Annotated in this window: 24 protein-coding genes; 8 read left to right on the top strand and 16 right to left on the bottom strand. The window is 54.5% G+C overall.

Annotated elements, in window-relative coordinates; all coding sequences use genetic code 11:
* The first annotated feature begins 138 nt into the window (after positions 1 to 138).
* The 3 genes from ACXJJY_RS04340 to dinB all read left to right on the top strand — a co-directional run bounded on the left by ACXJJY_RS04340 (position 139) and on the right by dinB (position 2473).
* Positions 139 to 966: an SDR family NAD(P)-dependent oxidoreductase gene (locus ACXJJY_RS04340; protein ID WP_456385483.1), complete on the top strand. Its 828-nt coding sequence runs from the start codon at positions 139 to 141 to the stop codon at positions 964 to 966.
* 111 nt (positions 967 to 1077) lie between these two features.
* Positions 1078 to 1347: a hypothetical protein gene (locus ACXJJY_RS04335; RefSeq protein ID WP_456385482.1), complete on the top strand. Its 270-nt coding sequence runs from the start codon at positions 1078 to 1080 to the stop codon at positions 1345 to 1347.
* Positions 1337 to 2473: a DNA polymerase IV gene (gene dinB, locus ACXJJY_RS04330; protein WP_456385481.1), complete on the top strand. Its 1137-nt coding sequence runs from the start codon at positions 1337 to 1339 to the stop codon at positions 2471 to 2473. The genes ACXJJY_RS04335 and dinB overlap by 11 nt, the downstream gene beginning before the upstream one ends.
* A gap of 29 nt (positions 2474 to 2502) precedes the next feature.
* Here dinB and ACXJJY_RS04325 read toward each other — a convergent pair whose 3' ends face one another.
* Together ACXJJY_RS04325 and rpmB are read right to left on the bottom strand one after the other, a co-directional pair.
* A complete protein-coding gene (locus ACXJJY_RS04325; protein WP_456385480.1) occupies positions 2503 to 2760 on the bottom strand; it encodes a hypothetical protein in 258 nt (85 codons plus the stop codon).
* Positions 2761 to 2944: 184 nt separating this feature from the next.
* Positions 2945 to 3139 carry a 50S ribosomal protein L28 gene (rpmB, locus tag ACXJJY_RS04320; protein ID WP_267926312.1) on the bottom strand — a complete coding sequence of 65 codons (195 nt, stop codon included), beginning with the start codon at positions 3137 to 3139 and terminating at the stop codon, positions 2945 to 2947.
* Between the two features lie 709 nt (positions 3140 to 3848).
* Between rpmB and ACXJJY_RS04315 the strand changes: the two genes are divergently transcribed.
* The 5 genes from ACXJJY_RS04315 (at position 3849) to ACXJJY_RS04295 (ending at position 9865) form a co-directional block, all read left to right on the top strand.
* Positions 3849 to 6173: a PAS domain S-box protein gene (locus ACXJJY_RS04315; RefSeq protein WP_456385479.1), complete on the top strand. Its 2325-nt coding sequence runs from the start codon at positions 3849 to 3851 to the stop codon at positions 6171 to 6173.
* The gene (locus ACXJJY_RS04310; protein WP_456385478.1) at positions 6170 to 6814 is read left to right on the top strand and encodes a response regulator; all 645 of its coding nucleotides are present in this window, start codon (positions 6170 to 6172) and stop codon (positions 6812 to 6814) included. Before ACXJJY_RS04315 ends, ACXJJY_RS04310 begins: the two co-directional genes overlap by 4 nt.
* Positions 6815 to 7079: 265 nt before the next feature.
* On the top strand, positions 7080 to 8429 hold the full coding sequence (gene resB, locus ACXJJY_RS04305) for a cytochrome c biogenesis protein ResB (protein WP_456385477.1): 1350 nt from the start codon (positions 7080 to 7082) through the stop codon (positions 8427 to 8429).
* 66 nt (positions 8430 to 8495) lie between these two features.
* Positions 8496 to 9347: a c-type cytochrome biogenesis protein CcsB gene (ccsB, locus tag ACXJJY_RS04300; protein ID WP_456385476.1), complete on the top strand. Its 852-nt coding sequence runs from the start codon at positions 8496 to 8498 to the stop codon at positions 9345 to 9347.
* 116 nt (positions 9348 to 9463) lie between these two features.
* Positions 9464 to 9865, top strand: coding sequence for a cytochrome c3 family protein (locus ACXJJY_RS04295; protein ID WP_456385475.1), 402 nt, complete (start codon positions 9464 to 9466; stop codon positions 9863 to 9865).
* A gap of 250 nt (positions 9866 to 10115) precedes the next feature.
* Here the strand turns inward: ACXJJY_RS04295 and glyS are convergent, their stop codons facing one another.
* The 14 genes from glyS to ACXJJY_RS04225 form a co-directional block, all read right to left on the bottom strand.
* A complete protein-coding gene (gene glyS, locus ACXJJY_RS04290) occupies positions 10116 to 12194 on the bottom strand; it encodes a glycine--tRNA ligase subunit beta (RefSeq protein WP_456385474.1) in 2079 nt (692 codons plus the stop codon).
* Complete coding sequence (locus ACXJJY_RS04285; protein ID WP_456385473.1) at positions 12187 to 12930, bottom strand: GTP cyclohydrolase, FolE2/MptA family; 744 nt, start codon at positions 12928 to 12930, stop codon at positions 12187 to 12189. The genes glyS and ACXJJY_RS04285 overlap by 8 nt, the downstream gene beginning before the upstream one ends.
* A gap of 276 nt (positions 12931 to 13206) precedes the next feature.
* Complete coding sequence (locus ACXJJY_RS04280; protein ID WP_456385472.1) at positions 13207 to 13572, bottom strand: response regulator; 366 nt, start codon at positions 13570 to 13572, stop codon at positions 13207 to 13209.
* Between the two features lie 11 nt (positions 13573 to 13583).
* Entirely contained in the window at positions 13584 to 14582 is a 999-nt protein-coding gene (gene galT, locus ACXJJY_RS04275) for a galactose-1-phosphate uridylyltransferase (RefSeq protein WP_456385471.1), read from the bottom strand.
* Between the two features lie 162 nt (positions 14583 to 14744).
* Positions 14745 to 15107 carry an RNA polymerase-binding protein DksA gene (gene dksA / locus ACXJJY_RS04270; RefSeq protein WP_456385470.1) on the bottom strand — a complete coding sequence of 121 codons (363 nt, stop codon included), beginning with the start codon at positions 15105 to 15107 and terminating at the stop codon, positions 14745 to 14747.
* Between the two features lie 33 nt (positions 15108 to 15140).
* Positions 15141 to 15677: a cyclic pyranopterin monophosphate synthase MoaC gene (gene moaC / locus ACXJJY_RS04265; RefSeq protein ID WP_456385469.1), complete on the bottom strand. Its 537-nt coding sequence runs from the start codon at positions 15675 to 15677 to the stop codon at positions 15141 to 15143.
* Entirely contained in the window at positions 15678 to 16808 is a 1131-nt protein-coding gene (dnaJ, locus tag ACXJJY_RS04260; RefSeq protein WP_456385468.1) for a molecular chaperone DnaJ, read from the bottom strand.
* Between the two features lie 142 nt (positions 16809 to 16950).
* Positions 16951 to 17217, bottom strand: coding sequence for a DNA-directed RNA polymerase subunit omega (rpoZ, locus tag ACXJJY_RS04255; RefSeq protein WP_456385467.1), 267 nt, complete (start codon positions 17215 to 17217; stop codon positions 16951 to 16953).
* Between the two features lie 146 nt (positions 17218 to 17363).
* Positions 17364 to 18668: an adenylosuccinate synthase gene (locus ACXJJY_RS04250; protein ID WP_456385466.1), complete on the bottom strand. Its 1305-nt coding sequence runs from the start codon at positions 18666 to 18668 to the stop codon at positions 17364 to 17366.
* Positions 18669 to 18996: 328 nt separating this feature from the next.
* Positions 18997 to 19590, bottom strand: coding sequence for a hypothetical protein (locus ACXJJY_RS04245; protein WP_456385465.1), 594 nt, complete (start codon positions 19588 to 19590; stop codon positions 18997 to 18999).
* 102 nt (positions 19591 to 19692) lie between these two features.
* On the bottom strand, positions 19693 to 21279 hold the full coding sequence (locus ACXJJY_RS04240) for a multiheme c-type cytochrome (RefSeq protein ID WP_456385464.1): 1587 nt from the start codon (positions 21277 to 21279) through the stop codon (positions 19693 to 19695).
* A 156-nt stretch (positions 21280 to 21435) separates the two neighbouring features.
* Positions 21436 to 22641 carry an NrfD/PsrC family molybdoenzyme membrane anchor subunit gene (gene nrfD, locus ACXJJY_RS04235; protein WP_456385463.1) on the bottom strand — a complete coding sequence of 402 codons (1206 nt, stop codon included), beginning with the start codon at positions 22639 to 22641 and terminating at the stop codon, positions 21436 to 21438.
* The gene (locus ACXJJY_RS04230; RefSeq protein WP_456385462.1) at positions 22641 to 23441 is read right to left on the bottom strand and encodes a 4Fe-4S dicluster domain-containing protein; all 801 of its coding nucleotides are present in this window, start codon (positions 23439 to 23441) and stop codon (positions 22641 to 22643) included. Before ACXJJY_RS04230 ends, nrfD begins: the two co-directional genes overlap by 1 nt.
* A complete protein-coding gene (locus ACXJJY_RS04225; RefSeq protein WP_456385461.1) occupies positions 23438 to 23986 on the bottom strand; it encodes a hypothetical protein in 549 nt (182 codons plus the stop codon). The genes ACXJJY_RS04230 and ACXJJY_RS04225 overlap by 4 nt, the downstream gene beginning before the upstream one ends.
* Between the last annotated feature and the right edge of the window lie 373 nt (positions 23987 to 24359).

The following is a 24359-nucleotide window of genomic DNA, read 5'->3' as shown; positions in this document are numbered from 1 at the left end:
TGTTTGGCGCAGTATCATCAAACGCAACAGTTTTTCAAGGCCTGATGAATATCACCCTGGAAACACCTTGCTCCGGAGGTGAGTTTGGAATACATATTCCCATTTGACACCCTATAGAATATAATTCACGCTAGCAAGATGAATCTCAAAGGAAAAAACGGTCTGGTCCTGGGAGCCTCCCGGGATATCGGCCTGGCCATAAGCAGGGCTCTGGCCGATTGTGGCGTCCGGCTGGCCCTCATATACCACGACTGGCCCGAATCCTCGACCCGGATGGTCAAGGAATTCACGGCCCGGCAGGAAGGACACCTGTTCCTACAGGTCGATCTGCGCAGCCCTGAAGCCGTGGAGGAGATGGCACAGCGACTCTCTCAGGAATTCGGCAGCCTGGAGGTGCTGATCAACAACATAGAGCGCGGCGGCATGCCGGCGGTCCACGGCGCCTACACACGGCCGGTCAACCGGGACCAGTGGCAACTGGAAATGGACACCACCCTGCACGCCAAATACCTGGTGTTCAACAGCTGCCTCCCGCTGCTCAAACAGGCTGACGAAGCCGTGGTGGTCAACATCTCTTCCATTGCCGCCATAACCGGCCGCTCCGGACCGGCCGGCCTCATCTTCAGCGACGGCTACAGCGCCGCCAACCGGGGAGTGGCCGCCCTCACCCAAACCTGGGCCAGGCTGGGGGCACCGTCCGTGCGGGTCAACGAGTTGATGCTCGGCCTCATCGACAGCCGGCACGGTCAGGGAACCAGGGGCTGGAACGAGGCCTTGAGTAACGCACAGAAACAGGCCCTGCTGGACCATACCCTGGTGGGGCGGACCGGCACACCGGAGGAGGTGGCACGGGCTGTTCTTTTTCTCGTTGAAGCTGATTTCCTGACCGGAGCTACCCTGCGACTGGACGGTGGTTTTGTCCTGGGCGGAGAACGGGTCCCACCTGTTCCCGACGGCATTATCTGATTCTTTACATACGAACTCAAACGACTCCAGGACAACCCGTAGTCCGTGCCAGCCAACATCATCCGGTGATGGCAGAGATATGGATAAACAACCATCGCCCTTTCCTGATCCATGCCCGACAAAAACGCTGCCCTTGCCACCGCCCTGACCCGATGCCGAAAACTTGATCCTGGCCAGGCCATTGAACTGCTGACCTGGAAAAGGGACAGGTCTGTACGTATCATTTGTCTGGAGGAAGGGCGATTGCGGATAGAGGAACGGGGCTTTGAGAGACAGGATTTCGTGGTAAAGTCCGCCAAGCTCAAAAAACTGCTGCGGACTCTCATCAAACGCGAATTTCCACGCAGCCACAAGATTCGTATGACCATCCATGGTGCGTAAGATCATCCACATCGATATGGACGCCTTTTACGCCTCGGTGGAACAGCGGGACAACCCTGCTCTGCGCGGCCGGCCGGTGGTGGTAGGTGGCGATCCCCGCGGTCGAGGGGTGGTGGCGGCCTGCTCCTACGAGGCACGCCGCTTCGGAATCCATTCGGCCATGAGCTGCGCCAGGGCGGCGCGTCTCTGTCCCGAAGCGGTCTTCGTCAAACCACGCCGGGAACGCTATCAGGAGATATCGACCCGGATCATGGCAATATTCCATGAATACACCGACCTGGTGGAGCCTCTCTCCCTGGACGAGGCCTTTCTTGACATCACCTGCAACCGCAAAGACATTCCCTCGGCCACCTGGGTCGCCGAGGCCATCCGCCACGATATCGCTGCCCGAACAGGATTAACGGCGTCAGCCGGTGTCTCGTGCAACAAGTTCCTGGCCAAGGTTGCCTCGGACTGCAACAAGCCCGACGGGATCACCGTGATCACCCCGGAACAGGTCCTGTCCTTCATCAGAAGCATTGATATCGGTAAATTCTACGGAGTTGGCAGGGTCACCAAGAAAAAGATGTATGCCCTGGGCATCCGGACGGGAGACGATCTGCGAAGGTGGAGCCGAAAAGAACTGGTGGCCCATTTTGGCAAATCAGGACTGTTCTTTCATGACATCGTCCGGGGTATCGATCCCAGGCCAGTGTGCCCGGTGCGGGAACGAAAATCCCTGGGCACCGAAACAACTCTGAAAACCGATACCAGAGACCTGGACCTGATGCTGAAGCTGCTGGCCGAACAGGCCCGGCAGGTGGCCGCTGCCCTGCAGGAAAAAAAATGCATGGGCCGCACCATCACCCTCAAGCTTCGCTACCACGACTTCACCACCATCACCCGCTCCAGGACCCTGGGGCAGCCCACGGACCGAGCAGAGGAGATCTTCCCGGTAATCCAGGTTCTGCTCAAGGCAACCAATGCCGGGTGCCAGAAGGTGCGGCTGCTTGGCATCACTGTCTCCAACCTTGTCTCCAGCAAAAATGGCGCTCCGCAGGGACGGCAGCTCGTTCTCCCCTTCTGCGGCCCGATACAAAAGAAAAAGCCGGGGAGCAGCAGCTCCTCGGCTTCATGGATCCAGTAACAGAGACGAGGTCCCGGGGCGGGATGGACTCAGATGTCCAAGGCCCAGTCCGGGATGCGATGCAGGATGTAATTGGAAACAACCTCTTTTTCCTCTGTTTTCTTCACCGGACCGACCGCTTCCATCACCTCGTCGAAATCAAACCAGCAGATCTCTCGATCATCGTGGTTGTAAACGGTGAGAATGCGATGGTTCGGCTCTTCGATGTCTTCCTCTTCCTGGATTGCGGCAACGATCTTTATTGCTTCCTCGTAGGGCAGAAAACGGATTTCTTCTTCCTGGCTCATGGTTTCCTCCTTGGTTGTATACACGTAACTGCGTACCAGCAAAGGACCACAATGAACACCCGGTCCCTGTTGTGCACAGCCAGAACCGGACATTCAGATGATCTCATGTTAGCCAGCGGTGGCAAAAGAAAGGGGCGAGAAGAAAAAATCCACTCGCCCCATGACTCATGTTCTGCCGGAACAATCAGGCTGGTTTGACTACAGCTCCGGAGCGGATGCAACGGGTGCAGGCGCGTACACGAACGGTGCTGCCATTCTTGGTAACCATACGAACTTTCTGCAGATTCGGCAGCCAGCGGCGACGGGTCTTGTTATGGGCATGGCTGACGTTGTTTCCAGTGGCCGGACCTTTTCCACAAATATCGCATACTCGTGACATGATATATTCTCCTCACAAAGGGTTGTTTCTGTGTGAAACAGATATATATACCCTGCAAGGAGAAAAAAGCAAGTTCTTTTCCCTGCATGCCGTTTTTTCCCTCCAGTGGACACTACCCCTGACAGATCCAATCGCCCCGAGGTGCCACAATGTCGGAATATCACGATATAATAGCGTTTTGGACGATGCAATATACCGTGAATCCGGTATTCAATTATGGTTCTCTCCGGCATATAAGAGTAATCAGGAGGTAATTATGAAAGACGTAAGCCAATACCACAACTGCATTAAGTCAGGGTTACCCATATCCAATCCCACGGTATGCCGCATGTGCCGACGGTCCTGCCGTTATGCCGGCAGCCGGGGAAAGAGATATCCTGCCAGCAAAACAGCGAAACCGCCCCGTAAAACAGTGGCTCACTGAACAGAGCGGGAAAACGGAGGTTGTACGTTGCCAGACAACCCTCCCGGCCATGGCAGGCCGGAACCTGAATCAAGCAGGATCTGGTCGAAAGTTGCCCAGACAAGTTTATCCTCCTTTTAACCGATAACTCTCATTCGATGGTACTGGCCGACAATAATTACCTTCTATCCTCCTCCACCCACAGGCCCGGCATCGTCCCGGGCCTGTGGTGTTTCTTGCGCTTCCGTGCTCGTCTGGTTATATCTGATTGAATCGACCGCTTCACCCTCAATCGGACCACCATTCATGCTGAGCAGCCTGCGCGGTAAACTCATCTTCATCTTTGTCATTCTCACCGTCTCGGTGGTTATCGTCAGCAGCGGCTATGCCCGCTACAAGCAACGCCAGTTCGCCCTGGACCGGGCCAGAGAAAGGGCCCTGGTGGATCTTGAACTGATGGAGAGCGATATCCAGTCCGTACTCCAATGGGTAATACGTGATCTGCTTGTCCTGCGGGACATGCCCAATTTACAGAAGTTTATCAACGCCACCTCCATGCAACAGCGCCACATGGCCCTGCGCGACCTGGGTGAAGAATTCCTGGCCCTGGCCAGGAATCACTCAATCTTCCAGCAGATACGCTTTCTCGACGATCACGGTTGCGAGGTCATCCGGGTCAACGTCAAGAACAAGAAGACCTGGCTGACCCCACCGGATCAGCTCCAGGACAAAAGCGGCCGCTACTATTTCCAGGAAGCCATCCAACTGGTACCGGGCAAAGTCTACATCTCCCCCATGGACCTCAACATGGAGAAAAATCAGATCGAACGTCCCCTTGTCCCGGTCATCCGTTATGCCACCCCTGTAATGGATCGTCATGGCCAGAAACGCGGCGTCCTGGTTCTCAACATCTTTGGCTCTGTCTTCCTGGATCTGCTGACAGAACAGCAGATAAACTCCCCGCGGGGAGAACAGTACTTTCTCCTCAACAAAGACGGCTACTTTCTCTTCCACCCGGACCATTCCAAAACCTTTGGTTTCATGCTCGGTACCAACGAAACCCTGTTCCGGTACGAACCCGAACTGGAACAGTGGATAACCAGCAACATCAGCGGAATCACCATCCGCAAAAGCCAGGAGACCTACAAACAAACCCTCTACGCTTTCAAACGCATCAACCTGGCCACCTCAACCAATCCGGCAGTCCCTGCGAAGCATAAATCCCCCGCGGGCATCCATCCCGGTAAGAACGAAAGATACTGGATCCTCTTGACCACGGTGGACGATGCCAACCTGTTAATGGGATTCAACGAGTATGTCCAGTCGTTCATGCCATTCACCATCCTGCTCATCGTCATCTGCGTCGCCATGGCCGTCCTGGTGGCCTGGAACTGCTCCCGGCCTGTCGAGTCCCTGGCCAGAGCCGCCGGACGGATCCAGCGGGGAGACCTTTCGGCCCGGGCCCGGGTATACACCAGTGATGACATGGGACGGTTTGGCAGACTCTTCAATGAGATGGCTGCAAAGCTTGAGCAGACCATCCACAAACTTCGTCTCTCTGAGACCAAGTACCGACAGATTTTTGAAAATTCCCGCGACTGTATCTTAGTCACCGATACCATGTTCAACATCATCGACATCAACGGGGCTGGCCGCAGACTGATCGGTATCGACGACCAAAACCCGATGCACCGGCTGACCCTGGGCTGCTGCAAGTCTCACCCGGAAGAAGGCGACAGTATGTCGGCCATCCATGATGCAATCCGCGACAAAGGATATGTAAGGAACTATGAAACCAGGCTGGTCCGGGCCGACGGCAGCACCAGGTTCTGTCTGATGACCGCCACCGCACGCTACGATGACTCAGGGAGCCTGATCGGTTATGAAGGTATCCTCAGGGACGTGACCGAGGAGAAAAAGCAGCAGGAAGAGAAACTCCACTTCCACAAGAAACTTCAGGAGGAAATCGTCCTGGCTGAAGAACGGGAACGTCGTCATATCGGCCAGATACTCCATGAGGAAATGGCGCAGAACCTGGCCCTTGTCAACCTCAAGCTTCAGGAAGCGGAAAAACAGATCCACCACCGTCCCGGGGACTCGAACGACAGAAGGATCAGCGAGCTGCTCGGGGAAATCCGCGAGGTCATCAACCTGATGATCCGTCAGATCAGAACCATGATCTTTGACCTCTACCCCACCGTCCTCGACACCCAGGGACTGGCGCCGGCCATGCTCTGGTACACCGACAACTTCACGAGAAGGACCGGGATCAACGTCTCAGTGTATGGCCCTCCTGGAGAACTGGGTCTTTCCGAGTCACAGAAGATCTACCTCTTCCGCTCTTTCAAGGAGCTTCTTCATAATGCCTGGAAGCATGCCCAGACCAAAGAAATTGTTGCAACCCTCCAAAAAAAGGGCAATCATGTCCGGTTGACAGTGGATGATGAGGGCCAGGGCTTTGATCCGCGCAGCCTGCAATCGTCAGAACCCGAGATCCAGGGTATCGGTCTTATTTCCATTCGCGAATGGATCACGGCCATGGGCGGCAGTTTTTCAGTGGAATCCGAACCAGGCAAGGGTACGCGCATTGTTATAGATGTTCCTCTGAGTACAGACAACAACCCGACATGATAACCACTTTTCTTGCAGACGACCACCAGCTTTTCCGCCAGGGACTGCGAACCCTGCTGAAATCCACCCAAGATATTGAAGTGGTCGGAGAGGCCAGTGACGGCCAGCAGTCCCTCGCCCTGATCGAAGAGCTCCAGCCAGACGTGGTTGTGCTCGATATCGCCATGCCCGGACTGACCGGAATCGAGGTCGCCAAACGGCTGATAAAAATCGCTCCGGATACCCGATCCCTGATTCTGACCATGCATGCTGACTGTTTTTTTGCGGTAGAAGCGCTCAAGTCCTCGGCACTTGGCTTTATGCTCAAAGAAGAGAGCTTTGACATGCTGATCGGTGCCATCCGTACCGTGGCTGCCGGAGAGATGTTTGTCTCCCCCACCCTTGAGACCCCGGTTCTCAGAGAGTTCATCAAAATGGCCCGCCATTCCACCGATGGTTCCAGAAACATCCTCACCGAACGGGAACGAGAAATTCTTCAGCTGGTAGCCGAGGGCATGACCAACCAGGAAATCGCTTCCAAACTCTGCATCTCCACATCCACTGTGGATACTCACCGCAAGAATATCATGACCAAACTTGACATCCACTCGGTGGCCGGGCTGGTTAAATACGCCATCCGCCACAAGATAGTCACCCTCTGACAACTACTCCTGAGCATCCCTCCTGCTCCACACAAAAAAAACAGTTGAGACCTGGAGGCAAAAAGTGGTAATAGTAATTATCAGTCTTATTAAAAATGGACCTGAACCGATCCCGGCGGCCAGACATCCGGGAGCAATGCCACCGTTTGCGCCAGTGTATTGTGTATTGACAGGTCACAGATGTTGTGTTAGCAGAAACATCCATGCCACAGTGTGCGAACAGGCACATAACCCATTAAATATTCACTGATCCAAAAATATTCCCATGTCCCCAAAAAAGAAAAATCCTGTCTGGGCGTTTTTCGCCTCGGTCAAGCTGGCACTTTTCCTGCTTTTCATCCTGGCCGCCACATCCATCATCGGAACCATCATTCCCCAGTCCAAGCCCATGGAGTTTTATGTCCATGAATATGGAGAAAACATGGCCCGGCTCATGCACACCCTGGGTATACCGGACATGTACAATTCCTGGTGGTTTCTTGGCCTGCTCACCTTCTTTTCCCTCAACCTCATAGTCTGCAGCCTGGAACGCATCCCCACGGTCTGGAATATCATTCACAAGGACAACCTGGACATAGACCAGGCCAAGCTCGTCCGGCGCAAAGTCAAAAAAGAAGTGACCCTGCGCAACCAGAAAGATGAGGTAGTGTCCAGGGTTGCCTCGTTTCTCAAATCCAAGGGCTGGAAACCTGTGCAGCGGGAAAAAAGCGACGGAGTACTGATCTTTGCCGAAAAAGGACCCTGGACCAGGTTCGGGGTCTACATCGTCCACACTTCCATCCTCATCATTTTCATCGGAGCCATTATCGGCTCCCCCACTGTGGCCAGGAAGATCTTAAAGGACCCGACCTTTGCCTTCAAGGGCTCGATCATGATCCCGGAAACCAGGGAGTCCGATTCGATCTTTGCCTTTGACACCGGTGAAAAGATTCCCCTTGGTTTCATTATCCGCTGCAACTACTTCAACATTGAGTACTATTCCAATGGCATGCCCAAGGAGTATCTTTCCGACCTCACTGTCATCGAGGATGGCAAAGAGGTCCTGCACACCAGGATCGAGGTCAACAGCCCCCTGACTTACAGGGGGATCACCTTTTATCAGTCCAGCTACCAGCCCTATAACGACTTCATTGTCCGGGTGGTGAATGAGAAGACCGGTTCCACCTTCGAGTCGGTCATTCCTCCGGCCAAACAGATCCGCTGGAACGAAAGTGGAATCGTCTTTGGTATCCTCAATACAGAGCGGTTGGGTGATGTGGTCAGGCGGGTCAAGGTATGGTTCACAGACAACCAGGGCAAACCGTCCATCTTCTGGATCGAGGCCGGACGGGAGGCCATTGTCGAGCGACCGTCCGGAAAATACGTCTTCTCGGCCAAACAACTCTACGCCACAGGCCTCCAGGTTGCCAAGGACCCCGGTGTCTGGTTTGTGTATATCGGTTGCGGCATGATGCTCCTTGGCCTCATGGTCGCCTTTTTCATGTCCCATCGAAAGATCTGGGCCTATATCCGGGAAGAGGACGGAATCACTCGGGTTCTCTTTGTCGGCTCCGCCAACAAGAACAAGCTTGGGTTTGAGAAAAAATTCCACGGGATGCTGGACGATTTCTCCTGAACCTGATCTGTACGTTATGCTGCCTGGCAGCCTTTCAACTCATATCAACCCAATAGCGAGATAACTATGAACAGCTCACAGCTTCTTGGTATCACGACGCTTGCCTATCTACTATCATCGGCGTTCTACCTTGCCCTGTTTGTTTTCAAAAACAAAAAACTGGGCACCATCGGCCTGGTTATAACCCTTATCGGCTGGGTCAGCCAGACCGCTGGTCTTGGCCTGCGCTGGCACGAATCCTACCAGATGGGCATTGGCCACGCGCCACTGACAAACATGTATGAATCCCTGGTCTTTTTCGCCTGGTGCGTTGTGCCGCTCTACATTTTTATGGAGCTCAAGTTCAAGACCAGCGTGATTGGGACATTCGCCATGCCCTTCGCCTTTGTGGCCATGGCCTATGCCTCGTTTGCCAAAGGAATAAACCAGGAGATCAGCCCCCTGATTCCAGCTCTTCAATCCAACTGGCTGATCGCTCACGTGGTCACCTGTTTCATCGGCTATGGGGCCTTTGCCGTAGCCGGCGGCCTGGGTATGATGTACCTGCTCAAGAAATCGGCCATCAGGCGGGGTCTTGCGCCAGATAGCCTGACCGGATCGCTGCCGGACCTGAAGCTGATAGATGATATGACCCACAAGACGATTGTCTTTGGCTTTCTCTGGCTCTCCGCCGGTATCATCACCGGCGCAGTGTGGGCCAACGAAGCCTGGGGCACCTACTGGAGCTGGGATCCCAAGGAAACCTGGTCCCTGATTACCTGGTTTATCTATGCATCCACTCTCCATGCCCGTTTTACCCGTGGCTGGAGTGGTACCCGGATCGCCTGGCTCTCCGTCATCGGTTTCATTGCCGTCTTTTTCACCTATTTCGGCGTTAATTTCTGGCTTTCAGGCCTCCATAGCTACGGGGCCGGTTGATGCCCCAAGCCACCAAAAAGCTGGCTTGACAGCTCCACCCTGCCGTGCTATAAAATTATTGATTTTATGAATCACCATTCAGCAAAAATGTGATGTATACCAAGAGGAGGAGAAGTATGAAAAAATCAATCGTTTACGCAGTAGCTACGGCCTTTGTGTTCAGTGTGGCCTTAAGCGGCCTGTCCATGGCCCAGGACAAGGGACCGGCCGAGATCACCCTGAAATCCACCATTGATGGCGCCAAAAAGCCCAAACCAGTGCAATTCCCCCATGCCGAGCACCAGAAGAGGCTGGAATGCGGTGAGTGTCACCACACCAAAGGTGCGGACGGCAAACAGGTGCCCTACTCCGAGGGGATGGAGATCAAGAAGTGCGAAAGCTGCCACAACAAGGGTGCCGGAATGCCCAAGGGTCTGCAAACCTTCAAGGCCGTTGGCCACAAAAACTGCAAAGGCTGTCATAAAGGAACCGGCAAAAAAGAGCTGACCAAGTGCTCCACCTGTCATCCCAAGAAATAACCTGCTGACAGTTAGAGGCAAACAACAAAAAAAGGCTGCTCAATTCGAGCAGCCTTTTTTTTGTGTATTTTTTGTATTGTTACAACAGGGTCCAACAAGACCGGTGGCCATGATCAGGGCCGCTTGAAACATTATCATCTCAAGGTGTCCTGCAAGGGAACACACCGCCTGGAGCGGTGTATCCCGGCACTGGACAACAGGCAGGTCAGCTCTTCACGATCTTATTGCCAAAAGGCCTGTTCAGCGACCTCTACCCCTCCGCATGCATCTTGGAGATATCGCCCACCTTCAGGACAAGCTGGCCCAGGGCGGTGAGCAGATTGAGCCGGTTCTGCCGCACGTCCGGATCCTCGGCCATGACCATGACCTGGTCAAAAAACCGGTCCACCGGTTCCTTCATCCGCAACATGGCCCGCAGCGATGCCTCGTATTCTCTTTTCTCAAGCAGGGGTCCTGCTGTTTCCTGAACTTCCAGCAAGACCTGGTAAAGATCCTTTTCCGCCTCCTCGACAAACAGATTCGTATCTACGGTTGATTCTGCATTGTCCTTGATGATGTTTCTTATCCGCTTGAACGATCCGGCAAGAACAGTGAACTCTTCCCGGCTGCGTATCTCTTCCAGAGCCCTGATCCGGGCCAGACAGTCAACCACATCATCAAAGACAACAGAAGTTGCCGCCTCCACAATCTCGGCCCGTGTTCCCGAAGCCACCAGATCGTTGGTAAAGCGCAGGCGGATAAAGCGAAGGACCTCGTCAATGATCTTTTCATCCCGGTCATGCCCGAGCAGGTCCCTGTACCCCTCAAGAGCATAACCGATTACCGCCTTCAGGGAGAGGGAGATTTTGAGCCCTGATATGATATGCAGTAAACCCAGAGCCTGGCGCCTGAGCCCGAAGGGGTCCGTGTTACCGGTTGGTTTTTCACCAATGGTAAAGCAGCCGGTCAGGGTATCGATCCGATCAGCAATACCGATAATGGCACCCTGAAGGGTGGCCGGCAACTCGCCTCCAGCACGCAAAGGAAGATAATGTTCACTGATGGCCCGTGCCACTTCCGGCTTCTCACCATCCAACAGGGCGTACTCCCGCCCCATAACTCCCTGGAGCGAAGGGAACTCACCAACCATCTCGGTCAACAGGTCAGTCTTGCACAGCCAGGCAGCCCGCACTGCATCCTCCTCGATTTCCGGTGCCAGCTCCCGGGCCAGCATACCGGCCAGCCGGGCAATACGGGCGGTTTTTTCTTTCATGCTGCCAAGTTTCTGCTGGAAGATAATGCCTTCCAGGGCATCGATCCGTCTGGCAAGCGGGGTCTTCTTGTCTTCGTTGAAAAAAAAGAGACCGTCTTCCAGGCGGGCTCGCAGGACCCGTTCATGGCCAGCAACCGCCACTCCCCGATCCTCGATACGTGTGTTGTTCACCGCGACAAAGAGCGGCATAAGGGAACCGTTCCTGTCCTGGACCGGAAAATATTTCTGGTGCTCGCGCATGGAAGTGATCAGAGCTTCGTCAGGTAATTCGAGAAATTTTTCGTCAAAACTTCCGCACACTCCCCAGGGAATCTCTACCAGGTTTGTGACCGTATCCAACAGACCATCGTCGAGTACCGCTTCACCCTCCGACGTACGGCCAGCCACTGCCTGTTTGACCTCGCTGATCACCTGACGCCGCCTCTTTTGCGGTTCCACCAGCACGGAATGCTCCAGGAGCCTTTCCTTATACTGTGCAAAGCCAGTGACCACAAAACTCTCCGGAGCCATGAAACGGTGTCCCCGGGTCTTGTTGCCGCTCACCGTGTCTTCAACCCTAAACTCCACCACCTGTCCATCATAGAGGGCAAGGAGCCACTGGATGGGGCGGGCAAAGGCCAGCGACGTATCGGCCCAGCGCATGGACTTTGGAAAGACCATTCTGCGGATCAACCCTTCCAGAATTTCCGGCAGAAGCTCAATGGTTTCCCGTCCCTGAACATGTTCAACAGCCATGAGATACGGCCCCCTGGGAGTCTCCACAACCTGAAGATCCTCCACCGTGACCCCGCGGGAACGGGCAAATCCCATCGCTGCCTTTGTGGGATTACCATCTGCATCAAAACCGGCTTTTTTCGAAGGTCCGATATGTTCCACCCTTCTGTCCGGCTGCCTGGACTGGAGATCTTCCACACAAAGGGTGAGTCGTCGAGGGGTTCCCACCGTATGAATGGGGCCGGAATCAAGCCCGAGCTCGGACAACCTGGCCGCACAGGCCTGCTCCAAAAACACAAGAGCCGGTTGGAGATAGCCGGCCGGGACCTCTTCGGTACCTATTTCAAACAGCAGTTCATTCATTGATTTCTTTTATACTTGTTGAAGGTGTTTGATTAGATGAAGTGACGCTGGCAAAGGTGGCAAAACCGCTGGCGAAATTTTCCACCACCACCGAGAACCAGCGAATGGCTGGCTGATCAGCCAGTATTTCACCCAGCTGACGACAGACCGTCTCCACCGAGTCAGGCAGGTCACTTCTGCCGGCCAGTCCCTGCTCCACAAGACTGATCAGATCTTCGATCCAGATAAACTCCCGGAACCGGACCGCGACCCTGGCCGTTCCCCAGCGGCCCATGGACCTGGGCAATCCCCCCTGGTCAAGACTTGAACGGGGAACCGTGATCGGGACATCGATTTCCAGCACCAGGTCATCGCTCTGAGCCAGGGAGCCATGCATCCGGCACTCATAACGCTCGGTACCGATGGAGTCGAGCGAGGAGTCCCGCTGGAGAAAATAGGGAAATTCAATCTCCATATGCGCTGCTTCCGCATCAAGCCGGTCCTTGGTCTCCTCAAGAATACGGTGGAAGCTCTCCAGATTGATCCGGCCGTGGAACCGGTTCAGGATCTCCACAAAACGGCTCATATGTGTGCCCTTAAACCGGTGTGGCAGGTTGACGTACATATTGACCGTGGCCACGGTCTGCTGCAGCCGATGCTCCTTGTCAAGAACGGTCACAGGATAGGAAATGGTTTTGACACCGACCCTGCGGATGTTGATGCGTCGATCGTCGCGGAGGTTCTGGATATCCTTCATGACCGGTTTCCGCTTAACGGATTCTTCCCTGTGGAGGATTCTGGACATACCACGAAAAACACGAAGTGTGCGACACGGTCCCGGCATTGCACACTTCGTGTTGTACGGGATGTGAGTTTCTTTCCTTCTCTGTCCGGCTCGATTTTCTCAAGCAGGCACGAATCTGACAATCTCTGCAGGGGCAGACAAGCCGGAGCAGTATCTCTTTATGCCACAGAGAGGCCCCTAAACCTGCTTTTCCATACGGACAAAACAGCCGGCAGACCAGGAGGCCGCTTATGAATCGAGATACTTGTGGACCGCTGACTTGAGCTCATCGAGGTTGGCTGACTTGACGATATACTCCTCCGAAGCCCAGGTGCCGAAATCCTGTTTGTACTCCTGGTAGGCAGAGGAGAGAATCACCGGCAGATCCGGATTGATTTCCTTCATCTGGCGCAGCACTTCGATTCCGTTCATTCCCGGCATATTGATGTCCAGGATGACCAGATCCGGCGGATTGGCCTTGAATTTTTCGAGGGCTTCCTCGCCGTTATAGGCCGTATCGACATCGAACCCTTCATCCTCGAACTCCTCCCGGTACAGGAGCTGGATACCCTCTTCGTCATCCACGAGCAATATACGTTTCTTCCTGGTCTCCACTGGTACTCCTCCTACAGGGCCTCGCGCAGATACCGGCAGGCATCTTCCGGAGGCATGGGATTGATATAGAAACCCGATCCCCACTCAAAACCAGCTATGCTGGTCAGCTTGGGAACAATTTCAAAATGCCAGTGATAATGCTCCAGCGGCTGTGAACGAAGTGGCTGGGTATGGAGCACAAAGTTGTAGGGCACGTTGGGAATACAGGCATCAAGGCGCCTTAAGCTCTCGGAAAAGATATCAGTCAGGGCGCCCATGGTCCTGTCATCCTGATCGATGTACGATGAGCTGTGCCGCCGCGGCAGGATCCACATCTCAAACGGGGTTCGCGGCGCAAAGGGGGTCACGGTCACAAACAGTTCATTACCGCAGACCAGCCTGATGTCCTGCTGGATCTCCTGACGGATGATATCACAGAAAATGCAGCGGTCTTTGTACCTGTAATAGGAAAGACTGCCGTCAAGCTCGGAGGAAACCATGCGTGGCAGGACCGGCAGGGCGATAAGCTGGGAGTGGGAGTGCTCCAGCGACGCTCCGGCAGCGCGGCCGTAATTCTTGAACACCATGACATAGCGGAACCGGTCATCGCGGGCCAGGTCCCGGATCCTGTCCCGATATGCCCGGAAGGTGAGAATCATCTGTTCATGGGGCAGATAGGTGAACTGCTCTTCATGCTCCGGAGTCTCGATGATGACCTCGTGGGCCCCGATACCGTTCATCCGGTCATAAAGACCTTCGGCCTGCTTGTCCAGCTCACCCTCGATAACCAGGGCCGGATACTTGTTGGGCACCGCTCGTAACTGCCAGCTGGAAGAATTGGGCGGCATACCAGGCTCCCGACCGTAAACCAGAACCTCATCAGGAGTGGTTTTTTCATTTCCGGGACAGAGGGGACAGAAACCACCCTTGGTCGGGTAATCTTCAACGATAAAATCAGTGGGGCGTTTGGACCGTTCCTTGGCAATGATGATCCAACGGCCCAGGATCGGATCCTTGCGGAGCTCTGGCATGATATCTTTTTTCTAATCCTGTTCTCAGGTGGACACAGAAACGTATCTGCTTTTGTGACACGGCATGCCCGCAGCTGTCCGGGCTATCAGGCTGTTGAAAAGCGACTACGCTTGATGATACTGCGTCAAAATTCGTCAGGTATGCGAGCCCGAAGCCTGCGCTTATCTGCCCTGGGCTTTTTCAAGCTGTTCCTGTTTGGTTTTGCAGTCTATACATAACTCGGCAACCGGCCGTGCTTCAAGACGTTTTATGCCGATTTTTCCACCGCAGCCGTCACAGATGCCATAGGTGCCCTCTTCTATACGGTGCAGGGCTTCGTCGATCTTGTCCATGAGTTTCCTTTCACGGCCCCGGATACGCAACTCGAAACTTCGATCCGATTCGACAGTCGCCCGGTCGTTGGGATCAGGAATATTGCCGCTCTGGGTGGATATCTCGGTGAGGGTCTGCTCCACATCCGAAATAATGGCCTGCTTCATGTCCAGCAGCTGCTCCTTAAACTGCAACAGATCTTTCTTATCCATAAATAGTCCCCGACAGGTAATCGTTCCCGGAATTCAGAGGCCGGCTGACCGACCGTCATCGTTTACATCCTGTTTTTCCCTAGGCACTTGCCTGCAAAAATCTCCGCTTTTGCCTCCGCTCTTGTGAACCAACCTGATCTCAGAGAGTTCCATGCTCTTGTCCACCGCTTTGCACATATCATAGATGGTGAGTGCGGCCACCGATACGGCGGTCAGGGCTTCCATCTCCACTCCGGTTCGGCCGGTTATGCCGACAGTGGCCTCGATATGGATGGTCCGGCCATCGTCTGAAAAGCGAAATCCTATATCCGCGCTGGTGATGGCCAGCGGGTGGCAGAGGGGAATGAGCTGGTCCACCTTCTTGGCCGCCATGATCCCGGCGATCCGGGCAACCCCGAGGACGTCGCCTTTTTTCATGGTTCCTTCCCGGACCATGGCAAAGGCCTTTTCAGACATGGTAATCCGCCCTTCGGCCGTGGCCCTGCGGACGGTCTCACCCTTGGCGCTCACGTCCACCATCCTGGCATTGCCACTGGCATCAAAGTGAGTGAACTTCGACTCTGCACCCATCTACGCTTCCTCGGCCTGCTGTTTCTTTTTATGTTTCTTCAGGTGACCGTGAAACAGGCGGGAGAAAAAACCGCCCTCTTCTGATTCCTGATCACAGGCCGAATCGAACTGGTGCAGTAATTCCTTTTGTTCCCTGGTCAGCTTCCTGGGAATCTGGACCTGGACCTCGACCACCATGTCACCCCGACCACGGCCGCGGAGACTGGGCACCCCTTCACCGCGCAGGGTGAAACGCTGTCCGGGCTGAGTGCCGGCGGGAATTTCCAGAGTAGAGGAACCGTGGATCGTCGGGACCTCCACCTTGCAGCCCAGGGTCGCCTGAACCATGGGAAGCGGATAACGGAGATAGATAGTCTGATCTTCCCGTTCAAAAAATTCATGACGCTGAACATGGAGGACCACGTAGAGGTCACCGGAGGGTCCCCCCCGACGGCCGCCCTCGCCTTCACCACGCAACCGCATCTGGGCTCCGGTGTCGACGCCGGCCGGGATATTGATCTTGACCTTTTTGGTCCGGTTGACAAGACCCTGTCCGTTGCAGTCGGCACACGGCTCCAGGATAACCTGCCCCCGTCCATGGCACTGGGGACAGGTGGAACTGACCTGGAAAAATCCCTGGGAACGGAGAACCTGCCCCCGCCCACGGCAGGTGGGACAAACCTGAGGGCGATAGCCCGGCCTGGCCCCGGTTCCTTCACAGGTCCAGCAGGTTTCCCGCTTGGTAATCTCCACTTCCTTGCTGGTTCCGTGCACCGCTTCCATGAAGGTGATCTCCATATCATAGCGGAGATCATCACCCTGGATGGGGCCATCGGGATTCCGGCGGCGGGTATTAAAGCCAAAGAGGTCACCGAAGAGATCGTTGAACGACGAAAATATGTCGTCACTGGGTCCTGAATAACCGGAGTTTTTCAGTCCCTCGTGGCCGTAGGTGTCATACACGCGCCGTTTCTGCTCATCACTGAGAACTTCGTAGGCCTCGGCGGCCTCCTTGAAACGGGCTTCTGCTTCCGGATCATCGGGATTGCGGTCTGGATGATATTTCATGGCCAGCTTGCGGTAGGATTTTTTAATCACTTCCATGCTGGCATCACGGGAAACCCCGAGAATCTCGTAGTAATCTCTGCTCATGATCGTAATGTTATCGGCAGCAGCCGATTATTTTGAAGTAAAGCGGACACGATCCCTCCTCGGACATTACCGGGATGGTTGCGGAAAGAAAGACCGGAGTGGTTGTGTCCGGTATTCCTGGTGCCTGGAGCAAGGATCTGATTCAGACTGCTTCAGTTCCATCGGATTCCACGGTCTCGGCATCCGAAGCCGATCCACGCTGCTTTGGCAACTCGAGAATATTATCAAAAGTTACCTTGCCCGCCGCGATTTCCCGCAGGGTCATGACCACCTCTCTGTTCTTTCCCTCCACCAGGTACGGTTCACCCTCGCGGTGCTGACGGATACGTTCAACAGCAAGGTGAATCAGGGCAAAACGATTGTCGTCACCGACAGTGGCGAGACAGTCTTCAACAGTAATACGAGCCATGGCTGGAAAACCTCCAAAAGATTATCAGGTAACGAATCCAGACGATACATTACATGACAGTACAGGGTATTTTAGCAAATAATCATTTTTATTTTTTTGGCAAGAATCCCATCCTGCCAAAATGAAACTCGAGGGGACCCGGGCTGTTATTTTTCAAATGGATTGCGCAGCAGCAGGGTCTCGTCCCGGTCCGGACCGACGGAAACAATGACCGGCGCAACTCCGGTAATATCCTCGATCCGTTTAATATAGTCCCTGGCGTTTCCTGGCAGCTCTTCAAGGGAACGGACCCGGGTAATATCCTCGGTCCAGCCGGGCATTTCCTCGTAGACCGGCCGGGCCAGAGCGGACTTGCGGATGTTTCCGGGCATGCAGTGATACTCCTTCCCCTCCACCAGGTATTTATTGGCAATCTTCAGGATCGACTGACCCGAGGGGACATCGAGCTTGGTGATGGCCAGACCGGTCAGGCCATTGAGGCGAACCGCGTCGTTGGCAACCACGGCATCGAGCCAGCCACATCGACGCCGACGGCCGGTGGTGGCTCCGAACTCACGCCCCTTGGCCTGCAGTGCGTCACCCACCGGGTCGCCTTGAGGAAGCTCTGTGGGAAACGGTCCCTCTCCCACCCGGGTGGTGTAGGCTTTGAGAATACCTATGACCTCGTCGATGTGGGCTGGACCATAACCAGCGCCGATACAGGCGTTGCCGGAAATGGTGTTGGACGAGGTGACAAAGGGATAGGTCCCGTGATCAATATCGAGCTGGGTCCCCTGGGCGCCCTCGAAAAGGATGTTCTTTCCTTCCCGCCGGGCCGTGTCCAGAGTCGTGGACACGTTGGCGATAAAGGGCTCAAGCCGTCGGGCAAAATCCTCGAATTGAGCGCGGATACCATCAAGGGATACCGGTTCAGCATCATATTTTTTTGTCAGGAGGAAGTTTTTTTCCTCCACATTGGCTCGAAGTTTGTCGAGAAACAGTTCCGGGTCAAGCAGGTCTCCGGCCTTGATGCCAAAACGTCCCACTTTGTCCATGTAACAGGGACCGATCCCCCGGCCTGTGGTCCCGATCTTCCGCTCCTTGGAAAGCGAGGCCTCCCGGGCCTGATCCAGGCTTTTGTGATAGGGCATGATCAGGTGAGCGTTTTCACTGATCATCAGCCGCTGAGGGGTAACCGGCCGTCCCTGGGCATCGAGACCAGCGATCTCTTCGAGCAGCACCCCGGGATCGATAATCACCCCGTTTCCGATCATGCAGATCTTGTCTTCATAGAGGATGCCGGAGGGGATGATGTGAAAGATAAATTCCTTCCCGTCTACCACCAGGGTATGACCGGCATTATTACCGCCCTGAAAGCGAACAATACAATCCGCGTATTTTGTCAGCAGATCAACTATCTTGCCCTTGCCTTCGTCTCCCCACTGGGTGCCGACCACTACCACACTGGCCATGATAAACTCCTGAGATTAAACTTGAGGCTGTCTTGAAAAATTAGGATTTTCGTCCAGGATCAGAGCTCAGGGAAGGGAAAAAATCTTACCGCAGACATAATTGCGTGGATAAAATTTTTCACCTGCCACAGAGATCAAGCGAAAAGACAATTTTCCAGGGTTGCCGGGATACAAAATAAAAGGCCGACCGGTATGCCCGAAGGCCATACTGGCAGCCTGAAAAACCGGAGAAATATAGCCAGGAATAACAGAAAAGTCAAACGGTGAGAAAAAAAACCCCGAATTCAGGGCTGAAATCACCGACAAAGGAAAAATCTGGCAGGCAATGCTACTGCTGAGTACTCTGCATGAACTCCTGCAGAAGAGGATCAGAGGAAATAATGTAATAGATGACCGCTGGCTCCTGGTCGTCGGCACCGGCATTTGAAATGGTAATCGAACTGGAGAACTTGACTGTGGCCAGCACTTTTATTCTGCCGTCTTTCTTGGCAATGTTGAACTGGTCTTCGCTGATCTTGCCATCCTTGTTCCAGGCCCAGTAGATCATCTTGTCATGGGCCATGGTCGTGGGTTCGCCAAACCGGTCCAGAAGATCGACAATCATGGCCTTGACCTCGCCGGAACCTGCACTTTCATTACGGTGGAACAGGGCCAGCACCGTGCCGTCTCTTTTTGCCGCCACAACCCCGGTTCCGCCATCCATGAACTTGACAGTGCCCGGATAGGCGTCGTCCATAGCAGTATTCATGGCCCTGTTCATCTGGGACGCGGTCAGCTTTCTGCCAAGAATATAGTCACCGATGCCAAGGCCGAGTTCGGCAACCGTCTCGACCTGCGAGCCAACAGCGCCTGCAGTGGATGGCATCTGAAAAAACAAGGCCAGCAACAGGGATACCAGACTGATGGTTTTAAAAAATTTCATGATCAGGTTTTTCTTTTTTTCTTTCCTTGCTAAGGAAGTCCCCGGACTGCGGAGGGTGCAGCCCGGGGAACGGGATGTCAGGTCTCAGAGTCTATCGGCTGTTTACTGCTTATACCGGTCTGCCTGCTCGGCCTGGATAGCCTTCATAACGTCGGCCCCAAAGCCTTCCTGACGCCACTTGTGCTCGGGCCGGTTCAGAATCTCGCCAATGGCCTTCTCGTACTTGGCGGTCATGCCATGCTCGGTGGCAAGCTTCATCAGCTCCGGCAGGAACTTGAAGTAGAACACCTCGGCGACATCGTACATTCCGTGCCAGTGCGTGTAGTCCGGTCCCTGCATGGCTGCACCGTGACGGGCGCGCCGTCCCTGATGGTGCCACAGCTCCCACCAGTACCAGCCCAGGTCGGTATGGAAGGTGGAGCCTTTAATCAGGCCGTCCTTCTTGGCCATGCCGTACAGTTTCTTGGCAGGCTTGGCGAATTTTTCGTTGTAGGTCACAACCAGGGCGTCAAACTGCTTGTAGAAATTATCTACCTGCTGCATACCGTGGCAGGACTTGCAGACACCCTTCATGTTGTTACGCCGGTCTTCCCAGGAGATAACCTTCTCGACCTGCTTCTCGGCGGTGATCTTTTTCCACTTGCCGTTCTCGATGACAAAGGTCTTGTAGGTTGCCTTCTGACCGGGCTGCGGCGGAATCTCGCCCGGAATGTCAGCCACGGTGCCGTCGGTGAAGATGGCCCGATTCAGCTTGACCGATACTTTCGGACGCAGGGTCCAGGAAATCCGGTCACCAACGTTATGGGTGTTCTGGGCAATGCCGCCATCCAGCTTCACATAGGAACCCATGTGACAGGTGGAACAGGTCGGGGCGGTGTAGTAATCCTTGCCCAGAACCCAGGTACCGTTCTTGAGAATGTTCATGCCGTTCATACCACTCTCACGGACGGCGGAGTAGTAGGCAATACCGTGCTTGGACTCCTCGTAGACCTCTTTCTGCGGATGATCAGGACCGAGATGGCACTTGCCGCAGTTCTCCGGCTGACGGGCTACTGAAGATCGGAAGGAGTGTTTGGAATGACAGGCCATGCAGGAACCCTTGGTTCCGTCCGGGTTGAGCCGGCCAATACCGGTATTGGGCCAGGTCATGGGATCAAGCATAACGGCCCTGGCCTCATTCTTGAGCGGCTTGCCGTCCTTGTCTTTGAGGGCCTTGACCACGGAGCCATGGCACTGCCAGCAGCCATTGGCCGCGTCGGCCTTGTCTTCCATGGAACAGATAACTTCACCCAGGACGTTGTCCAGGGAAGCCATGATCTGGCCGGCGGTGGCATGATGGGAGTTAACCATCTCCTTTACCTCGCGCTCATGGCAGTATCCGCAGTCGCGCGGCGAGAGAATAGTCTTGATGAAGGCGCCCTCATGCTCATAACCAAATGCATCACCTTTGTCGGCGGCATGGCAGTTGTAGCAGCCGATCTGGCCGTCCTTGGCAGCCGCATGGGGCGAATGCTGCCACTGTTTGACCAGGGAGTTATTTTCCTTGAGATGGCAGTTGACGCACTTGACGTTTATTGCCTTTGCTTCCTTGTTCTGGGTGTCCTTGGACTGCTCGGTGGTCGCATATGCGGCACCGGCGGCAAAGAGTCCCAGGACAACCATGCAAAATGTCTTTTTCAAATGTTTCATACAGTTTCCTCCTGATATGGAACTTCGTTGGGCAATCCTCTGATGGACCACCAAGTCCACCTGCAAAGTGTTTTTCTCTGCAGCTTCACCTCCTTTGTCTCTACGTTCAACAACCTCCTTGCAGTTATGTGTCTTGTTTCTCTTGATTGCGGACCATTATTCCCCCGAGGCGGCGGACCCGGAGACATACGGATCATCTTCCTGCCAGAAGGGGAAAATCTTGCTCAGGATATAGAGAATCACCAAGGGCAGAACCATGATGATAATGGCCGGCAAAATACCCTCTTTCTCAAGCCACTGGGGCTGGAAAACCACCGAGCCGCGCTCGCTCTTGGACATGAGCTGACCGCCGATGACCACGTTCCACCGCATGAGCAGAACTTGAAACAGAATCATCAGGGAGACCACCGGGGCCAGGAACCTGAGCAGCCCGTCGCCGATCCTGAACAGGTTCATGAAAGTCAGGATAAAAAATGGGATCACAGAGAATATGCCCACCTGCAGGACCCAGAAGCTCGTATACAGCGGCCCCCAGTAAAGCTCGTGCAGGGCATGCCAGTGATGGGTGGCCATATAGGCATGAGAGAATAGCTCCAGCATCTCGAAGGTGAAGTCGAGGATAAAAAATCCCCACAGATACTTGATGCAGGTGCGAATACATTCCAGGTCCACCGGCCTCCCCTTGACCTTCATGATGAACATGTAGGCTACGATGATACCGGCGATACCGGAGACACATGCAGAAAGGAGAAAGATAACCGGCATGAGCGGTGTGGCCCACATGGGATTGGCCTTGACCCCGCCGAAGATAAAACCGACATAACCGTGGAGCACACAGGCCATAGGTATACCCAGTCCGGCGAGAAAGGATATGATCCTGTGGTCGAGATGCAGAGCGCGGGATGACAGGTTGTCACTGCCAATGCTGAGCACGTTGTAAACCGTACGCATGAAACCGGAAGACTGGTCCTTGAGCACGACCAGCGTCGGCCGGTAAATGAAGAGAATCTCCAGGATCAGGACAATGGCATAGGCGGAATAGATGTACCCGAAACCGGCCATGGCGGAGGTGGGGCTCGGAGTGAGCATCATGTTGAGGGCCCGCTCGGGATGACCAAGATGGTTCAGAAGCGGGAGGGTCGCACAGGCCAGGAAGGCCAGAGCGAAAACCAGGGAAAAACGGGCAATGGGCTTCAACGCCTTGACATGGAAGACATGATAAAGCGAGGAGACAATAAAGGCTCCTGCGACGATCCCGGTAATATAGGGATAGAGGACGATCATCAGGCTCCAGTGCACATGGAGATCATTGGGAAACGCGTATCCGATGGCACCGGTGGCCGTTTCAGCAAGTCCGTGCATTAGACAACCTCCCTTCTCAGGCCCACGTAGTGGAGCGAGGGCTTATTGCCCATGCCCGGTTTCAGTACAGACACCACGTGTGGCTGATGCAAAATTTTGTATACTTCCGAATTTCTGTCGTTCACGTCACCGAACTTGCGCGCCTGAACCGGACAGACGTTGACGCAGGCCGGAAGGAGCCCCCGGCGGACCCGGTGGTAGCACCAGGTACACTTGTCTGCGGTCCTGGTTTTCGGATTGATGAAACGCACCGAGTAGGGACAGGCCTGAACGCAATAGGAACAGGCCACGCACCGTTTCTGGTCGATCAGGACAAAACCGTCCCTGGTCTGATAGGTTGCCCCCACCGGACAGACCTGGACACAGGACGGCTTTTCACACATGTTGCAGAGCTTGGGGACGAAAAAGGTATCCCGTACCGGATAGGGAATATCGGTGCGCGGGTCCTGATAACCGTCCAGCCCGCCGTTGGGCGAGTCGACATAAACATTGTCATGGTCGTCGATCACGTAACGCTCAACCCAGGTGCGGTAGTTTCCGTCCGGCACCTGGTACTCGTTCTTGTCGGCCACGCAGCAGGAACCACAGCCGATACAGCGGGTGATGTCGACGATAAAGACAAACTTCTTTCCCTTGATAAAGGGTCCCTCCTGCTCCCGCATCCCAGGGATCTGCTCGGGGATGTCCATCGCCCCGGCAGGAATCACCAGGAGCAACGACCCGGCGATGGTTCCGCCAAGCACCTTCTTGATAAAGGCCCGCCGGTCCCGGCTTATCTCAGACTGAATTGCATCCATCATTTGCTTTCCTCCTCGACACCGACAATGGCCCTGGCCTCACGAACCCACATCATTGGCGCGTGGACATTATGACACTGATTACATGTATGATCCGTGCGCACATGCTTCTGCTCCAGATGCTCGGGCATGGAGATCATCTTGATGGCCTCTTTGGGCCGGGCCCGGATAATCTTGTTATGACAGCGCAGACAAAGGGTTTTAATCTCTTCGCCCTGCTTCTTGGGCAGCCTGGCAATGACCTTGCCGTCCTTCACATGGTCGGCCACCGGCCCGTGGCAGAACTCGCAGGAAACCGTGCGATGTATGCCCTCAAGATGCATTTCCCGGATATAGGGATGACAGGCAAGACAGGCGGCGTTGGTACCGTTGCGAATGGGCCGGTTGATCTCGTCCTTGACAGCACCTGCGCGATAATGGCCGTACCTGCCAAAAGATTCGGGAATCACCATGGACCTGACCGTCACCCCCACCACAGCGACAACGGCCAGGACCAGGACAATTCTGATCACATGTGTATTGTATTTCGACTTGTACTCTGGGTGCACGTGAACCTCCCTGAAACTGGACTGCTTGAACCTCGGGTTACAGTGGGTTGTTCTTGTAAAAGCAAACCCTGTTCCACTTTGTTTTTTTCTTTATATTCATGCCATTACAACAAACACCAAACCACATGGTTACCACTTGGTAACACACAAAAACATATTGCGTTACCGAAAGGTAACCTCGGTTTTATCTAACAACAGACCGACTGTCTGCGGGGCAAAATGCAATAAAAATGGACTTTGGGGCACATGAAAAATATTTTTTCTAGATGGTGAGGGTGAGAACTTGCAGGGGGTTGACGTAGATCAAGGCGTGAACCGGAAAAACTTGCTACCATGAACAGATAAAATCTTCTGATATACTCGTAGCTGGTTA

It is taken from the genome of Desulfolithobacter sp. (genome assembly GCF_054025815.1).
Note: the sequence above shows the minus strand (reverse complement) of the source record. Positions and strands in the feature narration are given on the sequence as shown.